We start from the raw sequence: 19,344 nt of genomic DNA on the forward strand, positions 1-19,344 counted from the left end.
TGCCTTCGTCTTGGGTAAGGCCGACTGGGACAATACAGATGTGGTCAGGGACCATTCCTTTCACTGTATCGCAGGCCGAATCCAACCCGGCCTGCTGACCATACTAGGCATGTGGGGTTAATGGTTTCAACAATCCAGTACCCCGGTCGTCCGGCCCGACAGCGTCGACGCCGTCCCGCTTCGGACCGTAGCGGGGACGGAAAGTTCCATGCATATCCGATGCCGCGTGATGGCGAACGCGTGGCCATTCAGAACGACTTCCAACTGCCGTCCGGGTTCCTCAGCCCCGTCGAGGACAGGCTAAGCTTCAGACCGGTGAGGTAGACCCAGGCTGGAGCGGCGCGGTCGGCCAGACGGCTGGCTTGCGCTTCCGGTATGCGATACCGCGCCAGGGCGCGTGCGGCGGGCGCGTTCAGGGCGCGGAAGCTGCGGGGCGGACGATCGACCACGGCCATCGGCACCTGGGCCGCGATGTGCTGCCACTTCTGCCAGCGATGGAACTGCGCGAGATTGTCGGCGCCCATGATCCACACGAAGCGCAGGCGGGAAGCACGCCGGCGCAGATAATCGATCGTGTCGGCAGTGTAGCGGGTGCCGATGACGGATTCGAGACAGCTGATCTCGATGCGGGGATCGGCGGCGACCTTGCGCGCCGCTTCGGCGCGTTCGGCCAGCGCATGCAGCCCGCCATTGTTCTTGAGCGGATTCCCCGGCGTGACCAGCCACCAGACACGGTCGAGCTGCAGCCGCTTCAGCGCGAACAGGCTGATCGCGCGGTGCGCCTGGTGCGGCGGATTGAACGAGCCGCCGAGCAGGCCGATGCGCATGCCGTCACTGTAGGGCGGCAGCGCCTGGCGGATCGCACGGCGCATGGCTGTGGTGTCGGTCACGGCTGCCCCCTGCTGCTCGTGCGACTCAACCACAAGATGCGGCCGTCATGGCCGCGTCTGCCCGGTGCCGTGGATCCGGTATTTGAAGCTGGTGAGCTGCTCGACGCCGACTGGGCCGCGCGCATGGAATTTGCCCGTGGCGATGCCGATCTCGGCGCCAAAACCAAATTCGCCGCCGTCGGCGAACTGGGTCGAGGCGTTGTGCAGCACGATTGCCGAGTCGACCTCGTTGAGGAACTTGTCGGCGGCCGCATTGTCGTCGGTGACGATCGCATCGGTATGATGCGAGCCATGCGCGTGGATGTGAGCGATCGCGCCATCGACGCCGTCGACGACCCTCGCGGCGATGATGGCGTCGAGATATTCGGTGTCCCAATCCTCGTTGCTGGCCGGCTTCACCCGCACATCGGCCGCGCGCACGGCATCGTCGCCACGCACCTCGCAGCCGGCGCCGATCAGCAGGTCGACCAGCGGCTTGATCTTGTCCTGCGAGGCGCGATCGATCAGCAAGGTCTCGGCCGCGCCGCACACGCCGGTGCGGCGCATCTTGGCGTTCAGCACGATCGACTTGGCCATCTCCAGGTCGGCGGCGCCATCGACATAGACGTGGTTCACGCCTTCGAGATGCGCGAACACCGGCACGCGCGCCTCGGCCTCGACGCGCGCGACCAGGCTCTTGCCGCCACGCGGCACGATCACGTCGACACCGCCGTTCAGGCCCGACAGCAGCAGCCCGACGGCCGCGCGGTCGCGCGTCGGCACCAGCGTGATCGCGGCCTCCGGCAGGCCCGCCTCGCGCAGGCCCTCCACCAGGCATTCATGGATGGCGCGGCAGGAGCGGAACGAGTCCGAGCCGCCGCGCAGGATCACGGCATTGCCGGACTTCAGGCAGAGCACGCCGGCGTCGGCCGCGACGTTGGGGCGGCTCTCGAAGATCACGGCGATCACGCCCAGCGGCACCCGCACGCGCTCGATGGTCATGCCGTTCGGCCGCTGCCAGCTCTCGGTGACCACGCCGACCGGATCGGCGACGCCACGTACCACGGCGATGCCGTCGGCCATCGCGGCGACGCGGGCCGGGGTCAATGTCAGGCGATCAAGGAAGGACGAGGTCATGCCGGCCGCTTTGGCGTCGGCGACGTCCTCGGCATTGGCGGCGATGATGGCGTCGGCGCGGGCGCGGATCCGCCGCTCCATCGCCTCCAGCGCGCGGTTCTTCTGCTCGGCCGGCGCCAGCGACAGCACACGCGCCGCCGCACGGGCGCGCTTGGCGAGATCGTTCATCAGCTGGGGCAGATCGGCGCTGCCGTCGATAGCCTTGAGAGGCGCGGTCATGGGCGGTTCAACCTTGAATTAAGGCTCTCCAGTAGCACGGAAAGCGGCCATTTGCGAACGTCGGCGGCGGGGCTCTAGGCCGGCCCCACGCCCGCCGGGCCGATCACCAGATCGTCGCGATGGATCATCTCCGCTCGTCCCGACACGCCGAGAATGATTGCGACGTCAGGCGAGGAGCGGCCCTTGATGCGCTCGGCGTCATCGGCGTCGTAGGCGATGAGGCCGCGGCCGATCTCGTGGGTGTCGGGCCCGCGCACCACCACCGCGTCGCCGCGGGCAAACTGTCCCTCGACCTTGATCACGCCGGCCGGCAGCAGGCTCTTGCCGGCGCGCAGGGCGTTGACCGCACCGGCGTCGATCGTCAGCGTGCCCTTCGGCTCCAGCGAGCCGGCGATCCAGCGTTTTCGCGAGGTGACCGGATTGGCCGGCGTCAGGAACCAGGTGCAGCGGCCGCCATTGGCGATCGCCGCCAGCGGATGCTCGATCTTGCCGGAGGCGATCAGCATGTGGGTGCCGCCGGTGGTCGCGATCTTCGCGGCCTCGATCTTGGTCTTCATGCCGCCGCGGGACAGTTCGGATGCCGCGCTGCCGGCCATCGCCTCGATGTCGGCGGTGATGCTCTCGACCACGGGGATCAGCCGGGCGTTGGGATCCTGCGCGGGCGGCGCGGTGTAGAGGCCGTCGATGTCCGACAGCAGCACCAGCAGGTCGGCGCTGGCCATGGTGGCGACGCGGGCGGCGAGACGGTCATTGTCCCCGTAGCGGATTTCGGCGGTGGCGACCGTATCGTTCTCGTTGATGACAGGCACCGCGCGCCATTCCAGGAGCTTGGCGATGGTCGAGCGCGCGTTGAGATAGCGGCGGCGCTCCTCGGTGTCCTGCAGGGTCACCAGGATCTGGCCGGCGCCGATGCCATGGGCGCCGAGCACCTCCGACCAGATCCGCGCCAGCGCGATCTGGCCGACCGCGGCCGCCGCCTGGCTCTCCTCCAGCTTCAATGGTCCCCGCGGCAGCTTCAGCCGGCTGCGGCCGAGCGCGATCGAGCCCGACGACACCACCAGCAGCTCGCAGCCGCGGCCATGCAGCCGGGCGATGTCGGCGGCCAGCGCCGTCAGCCAGGAGGCGCGGACTTCGCCGGCCTCAGAATCGACCAGCAGCGACGAGCCGACCTTGACGACGATGCGGCGGAAATTTTCGAGACGGGGTGCCATGGTGAATTCGGTCAAGTCAGCTGCCATGGGCGGACTCTCAAGATCGAGTGGAGCTGGCGCCACGAAAGGTGGTGCGCTCCCCTCCCTTTTGCGGGGAGGGGTCGGGGGTGGGGGTCCACACGGCAAGACCGCCGCCGGGGCACCCCCCTCCCCAACCCTCCCCCACAAGGGGGGAGGGAGTGCACCGATCTCTAGGCGATCGCTTGCAAACAACCTTGAGCGAATGCCGGTCGGCAGTCCTTCAGAGGTAAGATACGAATTTGGTGCTGCGACATATGCGCCGGGCTCAGTCCGCAGCGCAAGGTTCGGTTCGAGCCTCAGCCCTGCGGTGGCACCGGGGCCGCCCACGGCTCCTCGGTCGCAGCATTCTCGACCGCGTTCTTGGCCTTGTTGGAGACCGGCGACTCCCCAACGACGTCGGCGAGCTTGCGCAGGGCTTCCTTGACGCCTTCGCCCGTGGCGCCGGAGATCAGCAGCGGCGTCTTCTTGGCGGCGCGCTTCAGCCGGTCTCTCTGCTTCTTCAGCTCGTCCGGGTTGACTGCGTCGATCTTGTTCAGCGCGACGATCTCGATCTTGTCGGTCAGCTCGCCGCCATAGGCCTCGAGCTCGTGCCGCACGGTCTTGTAGGCCTTGCCGGCGTGCTCGCAGGTGGCATCGACCAGATGCAGCAGCACACGGCAGCGCTCGACATGGCCGAGGAAACGGTCGCCGAGGCCCGCGCCCTCATGCGCGCCCTCGATCAGGCCGGGAATGTCGGCCAGCACGAATTCGCGGCCGTCGGAATTCACGACGCCGAGCTGCGGATGCAGGGTGGTGAACGGATAATCGGCGATCTTCGGCTTGGCGGCCGAGACCTTGGACAGGAAGGTCGACTTGCCGGCATTCGGCAGCCCGACCAGGCCGGCATCGGCGATCAGCTTCATGCGCAGCCAGATCCAGCGCTCCTCGCCGGGCTGGCCGGGATTGGCGTTGCGCGGCGCCCGGTTGGTCGGCGACTTGAAGTGCGCGTTGCCGAAGCCGCCATTGCCGCCCTCGGCCAGCACGAACCGTTCGCCGACCGCGGTAAAGTCGTGGATCAGCGTCTCGCGGTCCTCGTCGAAGATCTGGGTGCCGACGGGAACCTTGAGCACCACGGACTTGCCGCCGGCGCCATGGCGGTCCTTGCCCATGCCGTTCTCGCCCTTCTGGGCCTTGAAATGCTGCTGGTAGCGGTAGTCGATCAGGGTGTTGAGTCCATCGACAGCCTCGATGATCACGTCGCCGCCGCGGCCGCCATTGCCGCCGTTCGGCCCACCGAACTCGATGAACTTCTCGCGCCGGAACGCAACGCAACCGTTGCCGCCGTCGCCGGAGCGCACATAGACCTTGGCTTCATCGAGGAATTTCATGATGCGCCCTACGTAGGCGAGGCGGGTCCCCACGGCAACCGCGGAATGGGTTTAATTCGGCCCGAAGCCTTAATTTCGAGCGGTAAAGCCGCGCTGCGCACGACTTGGACAAGCGTTGCGCAGGGGTTGCGGCAGGGCTGCGTCACGCTTTCGGCGGAAGGGCTGGAGCCACCGCGGTCGGGCTGATAAGGCAGCCTCGTCATGAGCGTGCTGTCCCGAATCTCCACCGCCAACGATGAGCGCTCGGCGCGGCTGGCCGGCATCGGCCTGATGCTGCTGTCGATCGCGATGTTCTCGTTCGGCGATGCCTTGGGCAAGTTCCTGGTCTCGACCTATGCCGTCGGCCAGCTGCTGTGGCTGCGCGCCTGTGCGGCCCTGCTCTTGCTCGCACCGTTCATCTGGCGCAACCGCGCCGCGTTCCTGCAGCTCGAGCGTCCCTGGCTGCAGCTGGTGCGCGTGATCCTGTCGACGTTGGAGGTGGCGGCGTTCTTCCTCGCCACCGTCTATCTGCCGCTCGCCGACGTCATCACCTACTATCTCGCCGGCCCCATCTTCGTCACCGCGCTGTCTGCGCTGGTGCTGCGCGAGCATGTCGGCTGGCGGCGCTGGACCGCGATCCTGATCGGCTTCTGCGGCGTGCTGATCGCGCTGCGGCCCTCGGCGCAGACCTTCAGCCTGCCGGCCTTGATCGCGCTCGGCGGCAGTCTGTCGTTCGCGGTGCTGATGCTGATCACGCGTTCGCTGCGCTCGACGCCCGACATCGTGATGGCGTCGTCGCAGTTCGTCGGGACCTTCCTGCTCGGCGCCGCGATGTCCTCGTTCGGCTGGGTGACGCCGACACCCGGCAGCCTGGTGCTGTTTGCCGCCGCCGGTCTCATCTCGGTGACCGCTCTCTTCTGCGTCAACCGCTCGCTGAAGCTGGCCCCGGCTTCGGTCGTCGTGCCTTATCAGTACACGATGATCGTCTGGGCCGTGCTGTTCGGCTTCGTCGTGTTCGGCGATGTGCCGCACCCGGCGACCATCATCGGCGCCATCATCATCATCGGCGCGGGGCTGTACATCTACTTGCGCGAACGCAGCCTGGGGCAGGGACAGGGTGCGGTGAATCCCCCAGTGTAGCGGCGTTCACCGCCGTCGTCCCGGCCTTGAGCCGGGACCCAGACTCCGTGCGGCCTGTGGTGGAGAAGGCTGTGGCTCCAGCGTGATCCCACCACCGATTTCGGTGGCTATGGGTCCCGGCTCGAGGCCGGGACGACACGAGTGATGGAGCGGTCGCCTCGGCTAAATCCGCCGCCCCGCATTGGCCCAGGCTTTCAGCGACGACCAGACCCCACGGGTCAGGCGGAAGGCGTCGATGGGCGCCGAGGAGCCGATCACCTCGAAGCGGTGCAGCTCGACGCCGGTCCATTGGAAGCCGCACTTTTCGAGGATGTTGCGCGAGGCTGGGTTGCTGACGCGGGCGTGCCCGATCAGCACATTGTCCTCGCTCGTCTCGAAGAAATGGTCGATCGCGGCGCGCGCGGCTTCGGTGCCGAAGCCGCGGCCCCGATGCGCAACGCCGAGCCAGTAGCCGAGCTCGGCGCGGCCTGTTGCTGGTCGATTGATCCCGACCATCCCGATCGGCGTGTCGAGGTGCTCGATCAGGAAGGCGGTCTCACCCGTCTGCTCCAGCCCGCGAACGAAGCGAGCGGCATCGACCTCCGAATAGGGATGCGGCAGGCGGCGGGTATTCTCGGCGATAACACGGTCGTCGGCGAGCCGGGCGATGGCTGTCACGTCCGCGAGCACCGGCGCCCGCAGCGTCAGCCGTGGGGTCTCGAGGACGCAAGGTCTCGCCTCGCGCAAGGTGGGGGTGGTGATGTCCTGCAGCATGTCGGGCTCCATCGACGCTTCGGGATCAGTTTCGGATCAGCGAAAATGAAAAGGGGAGGCCGGTTGTCCCGCCTCCCCTGGAGCCATCTGGCGCTCCGCCGGTTCATCAGGACCCGGCGGACGCGTATCGTTCCACCGTATTCTATTCAGCAGCCTCGGCGGCTACCGGACGCACCGAAATGAACGTGCGGTTGGCGCGGGCATGGAATTCGACGACGCCGTCGATTTTCGCGAAGATCGTGTGATCCGTGCCCATGCCGACGTTGAGGCCGGGATGCCAGGTGGTGCCGCGCTGACGCGCAATGATGTTGCCGGGAATCACGCGCTCGCCGCCGAACGCCTTGATGCCGAGGCGCTTGCCCTTGGAGTCGCGTCCGTTGCGGGATGAACCGCCTGCCTTTTTGTGAGCCATCGCTCGTCTCCGATCTCTTGCGATCACCTTTAGCGCGATTCCGCTAAGGGATCATTCACATTTGCAACCTGCGCGGACAAAAAATCCACGCGCGATGAGGGTTCAAGCCGGTGCGGCGCGCGAGACGCGCGCCGGCACGCTTACTCCGCGGCGTCGGCCGCCGGGGCTTCCGCCTTGGCCTTCTTCGGGCGCGGGCCCTTGGTCGGCTTGGCGTTGTCGGTCAGGATCTCCGAGACGCGGATCAAGGTCAGCTCGTCACGGTAGCCGCGCTTGCGGCGGGAATTCTTGCGGCGGCGCTTCTTGAACGCGATCACCTTGGGGCCGCGCTTGTGGTCCAGCACCTCGACGGCCACGGACGCGCCGGCCACCGCAGGGATGCCCAGCACCGGCGTATCGCCGCCGACCACCAGCACCTCGTTCAGCTGCACGATCGTTCCGGGCTCACCGTCGATCTTGCCAATCTCGAGCACATCATCCGGGGCGACGCGGTATTGCTTGCCGCCGGTTTTGATGACTGCGAACATCGTTCTCATCCTTCGTGTTCGATCCCGGCCTCAGAGCGCGATGGCCCCGGGTCGGCTTCTTGTTCAGTCGTTATGGTTCATGGAGTCCGGCCCGATCGGGGCCGGCAGTTACGCCCGAGGCTTTGACGCCTCCGAAAAGAGCGCAACGACAAACGGCGCAGGAACGCCCGCGCCGGTCGATCGGGCGCTTATAGCGGGGTGAGCCGGCGAGTCAAGGTGAATGGACGGTTGCCGGCCGGACGGATGCCCGGCCCCCCGGCCGCTATTCGCTCGACCCGGCGCACCGGACCCGCAACCAACTGTTCCCTCCGCCGTTGTCCGAGCCCAACGCACAACAGGGCAGGATCATATGGCCGACGACGTCATGATCACCACGGGTATCGCCCGCCACGGCGCCGCGCGGCTGCCGTCGGTCGAGATCGACAGCTTCAACATCGAGCTCAAGGACGAGGACGGCTTCCTCGGCGACCGCGCCTCCAAGGGCGCCTTCCGCAAGATCCTGGAGCGCTGGCGCAAGCCGTTGCGCAAGTCCGGCAAGGACCCGTTCGGCGACGAGGACAGCGAGACCATCAGCAAGAAGACTCTGGATGCGATCCTGGTCGGCGACGACACCGAGGCCTCGGCCGTCGTGCATTCCGCGATCGAGGAGTTCGCCCAGGAGCTTGCCCATGTCACCCGCCGCTTCCTGCGCACCAAGGCCTGGGCCAAGACCGAATGCATCGTGGTCGGCGGCGGTTTTCGCGATTCCCGGCTCGGCGAGCTGGCGATCGCGCGCACCGAGATTATCCTCAAGGACGAGGGCTTTGGCGTCGAGCTGGAGCCGATCCGCTATCATCCCGACGATGCCGGCCTGATCGGCGCACTGCATCTGGCGCCGTCGTGGATCTTCGAGGCCCATGACAGCATCCTCGCCGTCGACATCGGCGGCACCAACATCCGCTGCGGCGTCGTCGAGACCGCCTGGAAGAAGTCGCCGGATCTGTCGAAAGCGTCGGTGTGGAAGTCCGATCTCTGGCGCCATGCCGATGACGAGCCCACGCGGGAAGGTGCGGTCAAGCGGCTCGCCAAGATGCTGAAGGGGCTGATCGAGGAGGCTGACACCGAGGGCCTCAAGCTTGCGCCTTTCATCGGCATCGCCTGTCCCGGCGTCATCAACGAGGACGGCTCGATCGAAAAGGGCGCGCAGAACCTGCCGGGCAATTGGGAGAGCAGCAAGTTCAACCTGCCGGCCAGCCTGGTCGAGACGATCCCGATGATCGGCGACCACGACACCGCGGTGCTGATGCACAATGACGGCGTCGTGCAGGGGCTCTCCGAGGTGCCGTTCATGCAGGAGTTCGAGCGCTGGGGCGTGCTGACCATCGGCACCGGCCTGGGCAATGCCCGCTTCACCAACCGCCGCAAGGAGAACGGCCGCAAGGACAAGGACGACAAGGCCAAGGAGGACAAGGCCGACGACAAGAAGGCGGCCAAGAAGAAGAAGGATTGAGCATTGACGCGGCCGCACCGTGTCTGCCAGGGCCTGACGGGAGGACAATGTTGCGCTGCAGCAGGGGTGTCTCCCGGCGCCAGGACATGCGGAAAACCGCCGTACAACCAGTCGGATGGGATGGAACCCGGTAACCTTGACTGGTTAGGTTAAGGAACGGTTCGCATTGCGATGCACGCGCAGATGGCCCAGGGTCGCCGGTGTCGCTCAGGCCGGCCGGATTGACCCCCGTCTCTTCCGTCGGTTTCCCCAAGATGTAGCGACACGGGACCGCCGGTATGTGTCAGCGTACGGCGGTCCCACCTTTGTCCCTGACCTCCCGTCGCCGGCCGCCGCGCCGACCGCAGGCAGAAATCGCCGTCGGTATCACGCAGATCTATTTACAAACCGCCTAGACGGTTTATAAATCAACATCCCAAATGCGGTGGGATTTTGACGGCGCAATCTCGCGCCGGGTGGAGTGTGAGGACATGATGATCGGACGCGCGAGATACGGAATGGCCGCCATGGCGCTGGCGGCGCTGGGCTGCGGCGGGGCGGAGGCGGCGGACCTGGCGGCGACTTCCTACAAGGCGCCGGCCTATGCGGCCGCACCGGCGCCGTTCTCCTGGACCGGCTTCTATGCCGGCGCCAATGTCGGCGGCGCCTTCACCGGAAACGACTCCTTCACGAACGCCGCCGGCGGCAATGGCGGCAAGCTGTCCGGCGTGATCGGCGGCGGGCAGGCCGGCTACAACTACCAGATCTCGCCGATGTTCGTGGTCGGCATCGAGAACGATCTCGAATTCACCGGCCTCTCGCGCAAGGGCGACGTCGTCGATCCGGCCGTCAGCATGCCCTGGCTCACCTCCGGCCGCGCGCGCGCCGGCATCGCGGTGCTCGACCAGCGCCTGTGGCTGTATGGTACGGCGGGTCTTGCGGCGGGCGAGTTGAAGGACGGGCCGATCCACAAGATGAAGATGGGCTGGGCCGCGGGCGCTGGCGCCGAATGGGCGTTCCAGCCGAAATGGTCGGCGAAGCTCGAATATCTCTACACAGATCTCAAGCACGACGACCTGCCGGACTGGCGGGCGGCCAAGATCCACTCCGTGCGGGTCGGCTTGAACTACCATTTCGACCTGTTCCGCTGACGGGCGCTGCGCAGACCATCGGGTTCGACGGCCCGCGTCAGTCTGGGGCCGTCGCAGCGCGGGGCGAGCGGTGCAGCCGTTCAGCCGCCGCGTGCGGTCCGCTTCCCCGAGCGGACCGCAATGGCGCGCCTGCGCGAGCCCCCGGAAAATTTCGACCGGCTGCCTTGTCACTCCCCGCATCGTGCCCTAGAACGGCGCCCGACCCGGGGGCTCGCCCCTGATTTGCGCCTGGAGAGGTGGCAGAGTGGTTGAATGCACCGCACTCGAAATGCGGCATAGGTGCAAGCCTATCGGGGGTTCGAATCCCTCCCTCTCCGCCAGCAAAACGTTCGCAGATGTCCGTTGCAGTCTTCCGGCTGGCGTTCGAGCGCCTATAACGCCAGAAGCTTCGGGACGGCGTGTCGGCGTCAACTCATCCGGATCCACGCGCCCTTGGCGGCCGATGATCTGACGGCTGCATCGATGAACTTCGCGCCGGCCAGGCCGTCCTCGATGGTCGGGAAGAGCACGTCGCGATCCGGCTTCTCGCCGACCCTGGCCGCGCGGATGGCGTGGGCGGCCTCGGCGTAGATGGTGGCAAAGCCTTCGAGATAGCCCTCGGGGTGGCCGGAGGGGATGCGGGTGACGCGCGCGGCCGCGCCGAGCGTGCCCGCCCCGCCGCGGGTCAGGAGCTGCTTGGGCCGTCCGTAAGGCGTGAACCAGAGCTGGTTTGGATTCTCCTGCGCCCATTCGAGGCCGCCCTTGCTGCCGGAGACGCGCAAGGTCAGGCCGTTCTCATGACCGACCGCCACCTGGCTCGCCCACAGCATGCCCCTCGCGCCGCCTTTCCATCTGAGGAGGATCTGGACGTCGTCGTCGAGACGACGCCCCGGGACGAAGGTCGACAGCTGCGCGAGCAGCTCATCGAGCTCGAGCCCGCTGACGAAGCAGGCGAGGTTGTAGGCGTGCGTCCCGATGTCGCCGATGCAGCCGCCCGGGCCGGAGCGGGCGGGGTCGGTGCGCCACGCCGCCTGCTTGTGATCGCTCTGCTCCAGCCGCTCGGTCAGCCAGTCCTGGAGATATTCGGCGTGCACCAGCCTGATGTCGCCGAGCTCGCCGCTCGCGACCATCGCCCGCGCCTGCCGCACCATCGGATATCCGGTGTAGTTGTGCGTCACCACGAACACCTTGCCCGTCGATCGGACTAGGGCCACCAGCTCTTCGGCCTCGGCCAAGGTCGTCGTCAGCGGCTTGTCGCATATCACATGGATGCCGGCCTGAAGGAAGGCTTTCGCGACCGGGGCGTGCACGTGGTTCGGCGTGACGATCGCGACCGCCTCGATGCCGTCAGTGCGCGCCGCTTCGGCCCTGGCCATCTCTTCGAACGAGCCATAGGCGCGATCGTCGGCAAGCCCGATCTCCTTGGCCGAGGCCTTGGCGCGGGTGGAATCGGATGCGAGCGCGCCGGCCACCAGCTCGAACTGGTCGTCGATGCGTGCGGCGATGCGGTGGACGGCGCCGATGAAGGCCCCTTGTCCGCCGCCGACCATTCCCAGCCGGATGCGCGCATGGCGACCGGCTTCATGGCTTGCGTCGATGGCCATCTGTTCCTCCCTCAGGACAGGCCCAGCATCTTGCGGTTCGCCATGTCGTCCGCGCCGGAGCCGGCGAAATCATCAAAGGCCTTCTCTGTGACCTCGATGATATGGCTCCTGATGAACTCGGCGCCCTCGCGCGCACCCTGTTCGGGATGCTTGATGGCGCACTCCCATTCCAGCACGGCCCAGCTGCCATAACCGTATTGCGTCAGCTTCGAGAAGATCGCGCCGAAATCGACCTGGCCGTCGCCGAGCGAGCGGAAGCGGCCGGCCCGATCGGCCCAGCTCTGGAATCCGCCATAGACGCCCTGGCGTCCGGTCGGATTGAACTCGGCGTCCTTGACGTGAAACGCCTTGATGCGCTCGTGATAGATATCGATGTAGGCGAGATAATCGAGCTGCTGCAGAACGAAGTGCGAGGGATCGTACAGCAGATTGGCGCGCTTGTGATTGCCCACCCGCTGCAGGAACATCTCGTAGGAGACGCCGTCGTGCAGGTCCTCGCCAGGATGGATCTCATAGGCGAGATCGACCCCATGTTCCTCCGCATGGTCGAGGATGGGGCGCCAGCGCCGCGCGAGTTCGTCGAACGCAGCTTCGACGAGTCCAGGTGGACGCTGCGGCCATGGATAGATGTAGGGCCACGCCAAGGCGCCGGAAAACGTCGCATGCGCGGTGAGCCCGAGCCGCCGTGAAGCCTGGATCGCCCGCTTGACCTGATCTATGGCCCAATCGGTCCGCGCTTGCGGATTGCCGCGAACCTCCGGCGCCGCGAACCCGTCGAAGGCCGCATCATAGGCCGGGTGAACGGCAACGAGCTGGCCTTGGAGATGCGTCGAGAGCTCGGTGATCGCCAATCCGTGGCGCGCCGCAATGCCCTTCACCTCGTCGGCATAGTCCTGCGACTCGGACGCCATTTCGAGATCGAAGAGCCGGCCGTCCCAACTGGGGATCTGAACCCCCTCATAGCCGAGCGAGGCCGCCCATCCGCAAATCGAATCCAGCGAATTGAAAGGCGCCGTATCTCCGGCGAATTGGGCGAGAAAGATGGCGGGACCCTTGATCTGCTTCATCGCATGCTCCCTTCTCCCGTGGATGCGCGCGTGCTCGCTGACCAATAGTGCCATCGGGCCGGCGCGTCCGCCACGCCGGAACCACCCCGCGTTTCACCACCAGTCTCAATTTGCTGCGTCGGATGCTCGCGCTGCGCGCACTGCAATCCCGGCCGTAACGCCGGTCCTCGGCATCCCCCCGCCAGGCTTTTCAAGGCGCGAGGCCCGTGAGATACAGTCGATGAGTGCTGTCTGCGAATGTCCCCGGTTGCTCCATCTGCCAATGACGAGCCAAGTCGATTGCGGTCCTCCAACGGCTCACCAGCACCATGAATGACGCCTGCGATGTCACTGGCCTGGGACGCACGACGCTTTGCGCATTGATGAGAACGAGGGATCACACGACGTCGATCGTCGGCGTCTGTGGTGGGTGCTCGTGTCCACGGCGCAATCCTGCCGCGCCTTCTTTGGAGCCTGACCGGTGAGCCAGACATTCGATCGTCCCGCCGCTGATCCTGTCGCCCTCGACAGGCTCAAGGCCCGCATCCAGGCATTGCGCGCGAAAACCATCGCCAATGGCTGCACCGAGGACGAGGCACTGTCCGCGGCCGCCAAGGTCGCCGAACTGCTCGATCGCCACGACCTGTCGCTGTCCGACCTCGAGCTGCGGGCGTCGGCGTGCGAGCGCAAGGTCTACGAGACCCATCGCAAGAAGCGCATTCCGCTGGACGACTGCATCGGCGCGATCGCGCATTTCTGCGATTGCCGGGTCTGGCGCGAGAAGAACCCGGCCGGCGAGGCGAGCTATGTGTTCTTCGGCCTCCCGGCGGATGTCGAGGTTGCGCATTATCTGGCGGAATTGATCGACAACGCCGTGCGCGCCGAGCTCGGCCGCTACAAGACCTCGGCCGACTACCGCCGGTTCCGGCATCAGGACCGGCATCTCGCCAATGCCTCCTTCGCCCTCGGCATGGTGGTGTCGATCGCCGACCGCCTCGTGGCAATGAAGGCGAGCCGCGATCAGGCCAACGAAACCACCGGCCGCGGCCTGGTCGTGCTCAAGACCTCGGTGGTCGATGCCGAGTTCGACAAGCTCGACCTGAAGCTGCGGTCGGCGCGCAGCACGAGCCGGATGGTGTCGACGGCCGCCTATGAGGCCGGAGGTGCCGCCGGCACCACGCTCGCGATCAGTCCGGGCGTGAGCGGCGCCCCGCAACGGAATCGACCGAACGGGAACTGAACTCAGTCCCCAACGGTCGTTGCCTTGTCGCTGTTGCGGGCTTGCCCTCAGCTCTTCGCGCCCGGCCCCTTCAACGCATTCCAGGCCGCCTGATTGGCCTGATCGAACGCCTTGCGGGATTCGCTCAGGGCGGCACTGAGCACCGACCAGGACTCGCTGCCCGTCTGTTTCAGCTTCTCGAGATGGGCGCCGGCCGCCGACGCGTCGGATTTGAGCTGCTTCAGCACGGCGTCGAGGTCGGTGGTGCCGGCCGTCGTCACCTTGGTCGCGGCCTCGCGAAACCTGTCGGCCGACTCGCGCCAAGCCTTGGCCTGGGCGGCGGCAATGTCCTTGAAGGTCGCCTGCTGCTGCGCGGCCTGCCTGCCGGCCGCTTCGAAATAGGCACTCATCTGCGCCTCGAATCCGGCCCAGTGCGCGTCCAGTTCCGTCTTCGCGCTGGCCAGCGCGGCTTCGCCGGCCTCGGCTTGCGTGTTGAGCAGGGCCTCGAGATCGCTGCGGCGCTTCTTCAGGTCCGCCATGATCTCGCCGGTCGTCACTTTGGATGCTGCTTCGGCCTCGGCTGCCTTGACGCCGAGCGACTCCAGCGCTGCATCCATCTCATGGAGGCGCTCCCTGGCCCAGTTCAAGTAAACCTGCATCGTGCTCTGTGCCGCCATGTCTTGCTCTCCTTTGATCGCATCCTGCGACAAGCCATATAGAAACGATGGCGTTTAGTTTTGACGTGCATCAAGGGCTTGGGGTGGCGGTCTTCACGTTCGCGTGCAGGGCGGCGGGGACACCGCATGGCGGACCGCGCTGGCCGGTGCTAGTCATATCCTTCGAATACGATCGCAAGAGGCGCGTCGAGATGACCGGTGACGAATTTCGCAGCCTCGCTCTGTCGTTCGCCGGAGCGACCGAGGCGCCTCACTTCGATCGCACCGCGTTCAAGCTGCACCGGACCTTCGCGACCCTCGCCGCCGATGGCGCATCCGCCAATGTCCTGCTCTCGCCCGACGAGCAGGAGCACCATGCCGGCCTGCAGCCCGGCGTGTTTCGCCGGGTCCCCAACAAATGGGGTGATCAGGGCTGGACCACCGTGTCGCTCGCCGACGTCGACGCCGCTCGCCTGCGCAGCGTGCTCGAGAGCGCGTGGCGCGCCGCGCATCGTCCGCCGCGTTCACGCGGCCGCAGCAGGCGCTGAGCCGATCCCGGCGAAACAATCGCCGGCGGCGACAAGAACTCTCACACCCTTCGCCCGACCATCAGCAGGATGCCGCCGATCTGCGGCAGGAGCGCCAGCAGGATCAGGCGGAGCATGACGAAGTCGTCGGCGGAGGGCTTCACCACGCCGCGCGACACCCACGCCACCAGCTTGATCGCGGCCTCGGTCTGCGGATCGGCGGTCTGGCTGACCGTGGACATCGCCGCGTCCAGCGCCAGCCGGCGCTCGGCAACGGCGGCCTCGCGCTCGCGGCAGAACTTGCCGACGCCGCCCTTGCACTCGCGGTCGCGCGCGGTCATGGCGTCGGCGAGCGCGGTCTGCGCCGCCTGCACCGCGGGCGTCACGCGCGAGGCGCGCGCCAAGGTGACGTCGCTGATGTTGGTGGAGGCGAAGCCGATGCCGGCGGTGACCGCGAACACGAAGGTCATCAGCCACACCGCCCAGCCGGTCAGTGCCGAGGCGCGGTGGCGCGCCTGCCACAGCCGAGCGGCGCAGGTCGGCATCACCAGCGCGACGAGGTCGGCGGTCACGCCGACAGCAAGGAACATATAGCCCGCGGTGCTGTTCGAGCCGAGCGAGTGGGCGAACCAGCCGTTCATGGCCATGCCGACCGCGGCCAGCGCCAGTGCGGCCAGTTGCAGCAGGACCGACGAGGCGGTGATGCCAGCGCGCGCGGGCTTCGTCGGCGTGATCGGCGCGGCGGCCTGCACGACCTCGGCCTCGGTCGCGGCCGGCGCATCGCGCGGCGGTATCGTGGCCGGCGGCGCTGCGGCCGGGATCGCCGCGGCGGCCGCGCTGGCAGCCGCCCCCGTGCGCGACGCCTCGGCAACGGCCGGAGCTTTCGCCGGCTCGTTCACGTAGTCCAGGAAGTCCGGCATGATCAGCGTCTCGGACGCGAGCATCTCGTCGTCGAGCGCCGCCATCTTGGCTTTCTCGGCCTTGTCGGCTCGGGGCCGCGGGCGTGGCTTGACGACCTTGGCGCGCTTCGGACGCGGCTTGGCCGTCTTCGGCTCTCGCCAGGGAATGATGGATGCGACTACGGACTCATCAGCCATCGGGGCTGCTCCAATCGGTGGTGATGGGCGCGACGCTGCGTTTGCACGCAGCGCTGACCGCGCCGGCATCGGGTGCACGTCTGATGGGGAATCGGGCAGCGGCCCGCCTCGAAGCGGGCCTTCGTTCTTGCGGCCGGGCTGGCGTCGCGCGAAGAAATCGTTGGCGTCTCCCGCGCCCTGGTCCGCCGATGATGCGGAGGGCTTGCGGTCACAAGCGCCACGTAATGAGGCGGCGCCCGGAAGGTTCTGGTCCGCGCGGGGCCGGGCCGGTCAGCCGTGCGCCCAACACCCATGTTCTAAACCAATGGTTAACACGGATTCGCCGGTTTCGAAACCGCGCGGCGCGTGTGGCGGCAGCGGCAGTGGTGAACGCTGGCGACCTGCGTCTTTGGAGTCACAACCGCCGCGTGAGGCATACTTCTGTTCACTGATCGAACGAAGAGGTGCCGGCGCTTCTCGATCGCACTATGATGTCATTTCGGGATCGGAGCACCCACGTCACCTCATGCCATGTCCCTGCGGATCACAGCTTCCCTTCGACCGCTGTTGCGGTCCCTATCTGCTTGGCGACGCGATGCCGCCCACCGCCGAGGCGCTGATGCGCTCGCGCTACACGGCCTATACGCGCGGCGACATCGGCTACATCGAAGCGACGCTCGCGTCCGACAGGCGTGCTGCGTTCGACCCTGTCGCGGCGAAGAATTGGGCGACGCGCGCGACCTGGCTCGGCCTGCGCATCGTCTCGTCGGTCCGCGGCCAGCCCGGCGACGCCGATGGCGTCGTCAGCTTCATCGCCAGCTATCGCGAAGACGGCAAGATCATCGAGCACCACGAGGTCTCACAGTTTCGCCGCGACGACGACGGCGCCTGGCGCTTCGTCGAGGGTGACGCGCGCGCCGCCGTCACGGAGCCGAAGCGGGCGGCTGCCACCGCGAAGGTCGGCCGCAATGATCCATGCCCGTGCGGTAGCGGCAAGAAATACAAGTTCTGCTGCGGGCGGTGAGCGCGGCGGCATGTCTCGATCGCGGTGCATCGCTGTGTTGATAGGAGGGGGGAGCCGCGACTGCGGACTCGTCAGGTGCTTCCGTGCCCCCGCGCAGGCCGGCGCGCCGGCGCTCCAGCCGCTGGCGCCGGCGCCAATCTCGCGACGACGGTCCCGCGTCGCCGGTCTTCCCGCGCCCGCTTAGTTGCGAGCGCGAATGAGAAGCAAAGATCGGACGCATGCGGCGCGAACGATCGCGCGGGCCTCATTGTGGCCGGCGGATGTCTGCTCGTTTCCGTCGCGCGTCAGAGCCGGGGCGTCACGATGCCAACAGAGCGGAGGACTTCTCTGCCAGCGCCTTGACTCCGCCCAACCGGGCTGGCCTAGAAGGACGTAGTTCCTAGCGGGGGTGGTATCAGGTGGCGGAGTTGGACGAGGCGGTCCGGCAGGACGAACGCGAGCGGCCGCAGGTTGCCGCAACCCTGTCGCCGGCAACGAAGGCGCTGTCGCCGCGCAAGGCGGCCATCCTCGACCATGCCAACCATTTCGCCGATGCGCGCGCCGACTGGCGCGACAAGGCGGCGTTCTTTCACGGCGAGGATGCGTGCTATCTGCGCTTCCTGATTCCGCCGGGCAGCCGCGTGCTGGAGATCGGCTGCGGCCTCGGCGATACGCTGGCCTCGCTCGCGCCGTCCTACGGCGTCGGCATCGACTTCAGCGAAAAGCAGATCGCGATCGCTCGCAGCCGGCATCCCGAGCTGACCTTCATTCTGGGCGACGCGGAGGATCCGGCCACGCTCGCCGCCGCCACCGGCCCGTTCGATGTCATCCTGGTGCTCGACACCATCGGCTCGCTCGACGACTGCCAGCAGTTCATCGCGCAGTTGCACCCGTTGTGCACGCGCGAGACGCGACTCGTCATCGGCTACTTCTCGCACCTCTGGTATCCGCTGCTGAAGGCTGCGGAAGCACTGGGCCTGCGGATGCCGCAGCCGGAGCAGAACGTGCTGTCGCCGGCCGACCTGCGCAGCCTGGCGCACCTGGCCGATTTCGATCCCGTCAAATCGGAGCAGCGCGTGCTGTCGCCGCTCCGGCTCTACGGCCTCGGCCGCTTCGCCAATCGCTTCCTCAGCGTGCTGCCGGGCCTGCGCGCGCTGGCGCTGCGACATTATCTGGTATCGCGATCGATGTGCTGCGTCAGCGACGACGTCCGCTCGGCGACGGTGGTGATCCCGGCGCGCAACGAGCGCGGCAACATCGAGCCGGCGGTCCGGCGCATCGCCACGTTCTGCAACGACATCGAGATCATCTTCATCGAGGGCCACAGCCAGGACGGCACCTATGAGGAGATGGAGCGGGTGCGCGCGGCGTTCCCGGATCACGACATCAAGCTGATGCGCCAGCCTGGCAAGGGCAAGGCCGACGCGGTGTTCACCGCGTTCGACGCCGCGCGCGGCGACGTGCTGATGATCCTCGATGCCGACCTCACCATGCCGCCGGAGCAATTGCCGAAATTCTTCGAGGCGCTGCGTTCCGGCAAGGGCGAGTTCATCAACGGCTCGCGCCTGGTCTATCCGATGGACGAGGGCGCGATGCGCTTCCTCAACCTCATCGCCAACAAGACCTTCTCCTACCTGTTCTCGTGGCTCCTGAATCAGCGCTACACCGATACGCTCTGCGGCACCAAGGTGCTCCGCCGCAGCGACTATGTCAGGCTCAAGGCCGGCAAGGCCTATTTCGGCGATTTCGATCCGTTCGGCGATTTCGACCTGATCTTCGGCGCCTCGAAGCTGAACCTGAAATCGATCGACCTGCCGATCCGCTACGCCGCGCGCAGCTATGGCGAAACCCAGATCTCCCGCTTTCGCCACGGCTGGATGCTGCTGAAGATGGTCGTGTTCGCGTTCTTCAAGATCAAGGCGATCTGAGGATGGCGTGCGCGCGCGGACCACGCCTGCGAGGTGGGCCGATGCGCTTCATTGG

18 protein-coding genes and 1 tRNA gene are annotated in these 19,344 nt (G+C 67.0%); 8 read left to right on the forward strand and 11 right to left on the reverse strand.

Annotation, left to right across the window (positions count from 1 at the left end; genetic code table 11):
• Positions 1-248 precede the first annotated feature (248 nt).
• The 4 genes from ACQR10_RS03430 to obgE form a co-directional block, all read right to left on the reverse strand.
• Positions 249-872, reverse strand: a complete 624-nt coding sequence (locus tag ACQR10_RS03430; RefSeq protein ID WP_316215575.1) for a nicotinate-nucleotide adenylyltransferase — start codon at positions 870-872, stop codon at positions 249-251.
• A gap of 63 nt (positions 873-935) precedes the next feature.
• The gene (locus ACQR10_RS03435) at positions 936-2,225 is read right to left on the reverse strand and encodes a glutamate-5-semialdehyde dehydrogenase (RefSeq protein WP_316180345.1); all 1,290 of its coding nucleotides are present in this window, start codon (positions 2,223-2,225) and stop codon (positions 936-938) included.
• A gap of 74 nt (positions 2,226-2,299) precedes the next feature.
• Positions 2,300-3,436: a glutamate 5-kinase gene (gene proB, locus ACQR10_RS03440; RefSeq protein WP_315800923.1), complete on the reverse strand. Its 1,137-nt coding sequence runs from the start codon at positions 3,434-3,436 to the stop codon at positions 2,300-2,302.
• A 317-nt stretch (positions 3,437-3,753) separates the two neighbouring features.
• Positions 3,754-4,824 (reverse strand): GTPase ObgE, encoded by a 1,071-nt coding sequence (obgE, locus tag ACQR10_RS03445; RefSeq protein WP_316215530.1) that lies wholly within the window; start codon positions 4,822-4,824, stop codon positions 3,754-3,756.
• Positions 4,825-5,025: 201 nt separating this feature from the next.
• On the opposite strand from obgE, the gene ACQR10_RS03450 reads away from it, so the two are divergent.
• A complete protein-coding gene (locus ACQR10_RS03450; protein ID WP_315800680.1) occupies positions 5,026-5,943 on the forward strand; it encodes a DMT family transporter in 918 nt (305 codons plus the stop codon).
• 162 nt (positions 5,944-6,105) lie between these two features.
• Here the strand turns inward: ACQR10_RS03450 and ACQR10_RS03455 are convergent, their stop codons facing one another.
• The 3 genes from ACQR10_RS03455 to rplU all read right to left on the reverse strand — a co-directional run bounded on the left by ACQR10_RS03455 (position 6,106) and on the right by rplU (position 7,632).
• Positions 6,106-6,696 (reverse strand): GNAT family N-acetyltransferase, encoded by a 591-nt coding sequence (locus ACQR10_RS03455; RefSeq protein WP_316215531.1) that lies wholly within the window; start codon positions 6,694-6,696, stop codon positions 6,106-6,108.
• Between the two features lie 142 nt (positions 6,697-6,838).
• On the reverse strand, positions 6,839-7,108 hold the full coding sequence (rpmA, locus tag ACQR10_RS03460) for a 50S ribosomal protein L27 (protein ID WP_315715952.1): 270 nt from the start codon (positions 7,106-7,108) through the stop codon (positions 6,839-6,841).
• Positions 7,109-7,248: 140 nt separating this feature from the next.
• Positions 7,249-7,632, reverse strand: a complete 384-nt coding sequence (rplU, locus tag ACQR10_RS03465) for a 50S ribosomal protein L21 (RefSeq protein WP_035648644.1) — start codon at positions 7,630-7,632, stop codon at positions 7,249-7,251.
• A 349-nt stretch (positions 7,633-7,981) separates the two neighbouring features.
• On the opposite strand from rplU, the gene ACQR10_RS03470 reads away from it, so the two are divergent.
• From ACQR10_RS03470 to ACQR10_RS03480, 3 genes are all read left to right on the forward strand, one after another.
• The gene (locus ACQR10_RS03470) at positions 7,982-9,121 is read left to right on the forward strand and encodes an ROK family protein (RefSeq protein ID WP_316215532.1); all 1,140 of its coding nucleotides are present in this window, start codon (positions 7,982-7,984) and stop codon (positions 9,119-9,121) included.
• A 473-nt stretch (positions 9,122-9,594) separates the two neighbouring features.
• Positions 9,595-10,251: an outer membrane protein gene (locus tag ACQR10_RS03475; protein WP_410051390.1), complete on the forward strand. Its 657-nt coding sequence runs from the start codon at positions 9,595-9,597 to the stop codon at positions 10,249-10,251.
• A gap of 230 nt (positions 10,252-10,481) precedes the next feature.
• Positions 10,482-10,571 (forward strand) — tRNA-Ser (locus ACQR10_RS03480).
• Positions 10,572-10,658: 87 nt separating this feature from the next.
• Here the strand turns inward: ACQR10_RS03480 and ACQR10_RS03485 are convergent.
• Together ACQR10_RS03485 and ACQR10_RS03490 are read right to left on the reverse strand one after the other, a co-directional pair.
• Entirely contained in the window at positions 10,659-11,834 is a 1,176-nt protein-coding gene (locus tag ACQR10_RS03485; RefSeq protein ID WP_316215534.1) for a Gfo/Idh/MocA family protein, read from the reverse strand.
• A gap of 11 nt (positions 11,835-11,845) precedes the next feature.
• Complete coding sequence (locus tag ACQR10_RS03490; RefSeq protein WP_316215535.1) at positions 11,846-12,901, reverse strand: sugar phosphate isomerase/epimerase family protein; 1,056 nt, start codon at positions 12,899-12,901, stop codon at positions 11,846-11,848.
• 460 nt (positions 12,902-13,361) lie between these two features.
• On the opposite strand from ACQR10_RS03490, the gene ACQR10_RS03495 reads away from it, so the two are divergent.
• A complete protein-coding gene (locus tag ACQR10_RS03495) occupies positions 13,362-14,120 on the forward strand; it encodes a DUF7168 domain-containing protein (RefSeq protein WP_316215536.1) in 759 nt (252 codons plus the stop codon).
• A gap of 47 nt (positions 14,121-14,167) precedes the next feature.
• On the opposite strand, the gene ACQR10_RS03500 is transcribed toward ACQR10_RS03495, so the two are convergent.
• On the reverse strand, positions 14,168-14,776 hold the full coding sequence (locus ACQR10_RS03500; protein ID WP_316215576.1) for a hypothetical protein: 609 nt from the start codon (positions 14,774-14,776) through the stop codon (positions 14,168-14,170).
• A gap of 191 nt (positions 14,777-14,967) precedes the next feature.
• Here ACQR10_RS03500 and ACQR10_RS03505 point away from each other — a divergent pair, with 191 nt between their 5' ends.
• The gene (locus ACQR10_RS03505; RefSeq protein WP_316180365.1) at positions 14,968-15,303 is read left to right on the forward strand and encodes an MmcQ/YjbR family DNA-binding protein; all 336 of its coding nucleotides are present in this window, start codon (positions 14,968-14,970) and stop codon (positions 15,301-15,303) included.
• Positions 15,304-15,344: 41 nt separating this feature from the next.
• Here ACQR10_RS03505 and ACQR10_RS03510 read toward each other — a convergent pair whose 3' ends face one another.
• Positions 15,345-16,379, reverse strand: coding sequence for a hypothetical protein (locus ACQR10_RS03510; protein ID WP_315800672.1), 1,035 nt, complete (start codon positions 16,377-16,379; stop codon positions 15,345-15,347).
• Positions 16,380-16,884: 505 nt separating this feature from the next.
• Here ACQR10_RS03510 and ACQR10_RS03515 point away from each other — a divergent pair.
• Both ACQR10_RS03515 and ACQR10_RS03520 read left to right on the forward strand, forming a co-directional pair.
• Positions 16,885-17,382, forward strand: a complete 498-nt coding sequence (locus ACQR10_RS03515; protein WP_315800671.1) for a YchJ family protein — start codon at positions 16,885-16,887, stop codon at positions 17,380-17,382.
• Between the two features lie 398 nt (positions 17,383-17,780).
• A complete protein-coding gene (locus ACQR10_RS03520) occupies positions 17,781-19,289 on the forward strand; it encodes a bifunctional class I SAM-dependent methyltransferase/glycosyltransferase family 2 protein (protein ID WP_316215537.1) in 1,509 nt (502 codons plus the stop codon).
• The last annotated feature ends 55 nt before the right edge of the window (positions 19,290-19,344 follow it).

This window comes from Bradyrhizobium sp. HKCCYLRH2060 (assembly GCF_051168135.1).
In the GTDB taxonomy this organism is placed as follows: Bacteria; Pseudomonadota; Alphaproteobacteria; order Rhizobiales; family Xanthobacteraceae; genus Bradyrhizobium.